This is a genomic window from Acidovorax sp. JG5 (assembly GCF_017939685.1).
In the GTDB taxonomy this organism is placed as follows: Bacteria; Pseudomonadota; Gammaproteobacteria; order Burkholderiales; family Burkholderiaceae_C; genus Acidovorax.
Genome location: NZ_JAGKSE010000064.1, coordinates 1 through 698 on the forward strand (window position 1 = coordinate 1; position 698 = coordinate 698).

Consider the following 698-nt stretch of genomic DNA (forward strand, 5'->3'; position numbering starts at 1 on the left):
GCTGCGCCGCTTCCGTGGCCCAGCGCTTTTTCGTGGGCTGCGCCCTTCTTCAAGGCAGGGCGTTCCCTTTTGGCCTTCGGGTCTAACTCTGCGCTCAAGCCGACCCGCCTACGGCGGGCGGCTTATCTGGGCTGTTAGTCCCATCACACGCTTCATGCGCGCAGCCACCCGTTCCAGCGCTCCGCCCTGTTCCAAAGTCTTATCTGCCTTTTGGGCCTCCAGCGCTTGCCAGTCAAGCGCCACCAGCTATCATGCTTGCAGCGCTGCGCCGCTTCCGTGGCCCAGCGCTTTTTCATGGGCCGCGCCCGTCTTCAAGGCTGGGCGCTCCCTTTTGGCCTTCGGGTCTAACTGTGCAGTCAAGCCGACCCGCCTTCGGCGGGCGGCTTACTTTCGGCGTTAGTCCCGCGTAAAACCCGCAATATCGAATCCCATGCTTTATTCACCTGCATTTCATTTATCAAGCGTTTATTCGTTGGGTTTTGGGTTTCTCGCCGGGCTTCGCCTTGGGGCGTTGCGCCAGTTCAAGCCTTTTGGGCCTGCAGCGCTTGCTGGGCTTTCGCTACCAGCTATCTTTTTGCAAGTACTGCGCCGCTTCAGTGGCGCAGTGCTTTTTCACGGTTTGCGCCCGTCGCCAAGTGGGGGGTTCTCGTTTTGGCGTCTGGGTCTAACTGTGCAGTCAAGCCGACCCGCCTTCGGCG

The 698-nt window shown here is 60.5% G+C and carries 3 protein-coding genes; all 3 read left to right on the top strand.

Going from position 1 to position 698, the window contains the following annotated elements; all coding sequences use genetic code 11:
* Positions 1 to 138 (top strand): DUF1010 domain-containing protein (locus J8G26_RS19110; RefSeq protein WP_210570843.1); only part of this gene is annotated, 138 nt, incomplete at its 5' end.
* 16 nt (positions 139 to 154) lie between these two features.
* The gene (locus tag J8G26_RS19115; protein ID WP_210570842.1) at positions 155 to 400 is read left to right on the top strand and encodes a DUF1010 domain-containing protein; all 246 of its coding nucleotides are present in this window, start codon (positions 155 to 157) and stop codon (positions 398 to 400) included.
* Between the two features lie 56 nt (positions 401 to 456).
* Positions 457 to 698, top strand: a 242-nt coding sequence (locus J8G26_RS19120) for a DUF1010 domain-containing protein (protein WP_210570844.1), incomplete at its 3' end; no start/stop codon positions are given.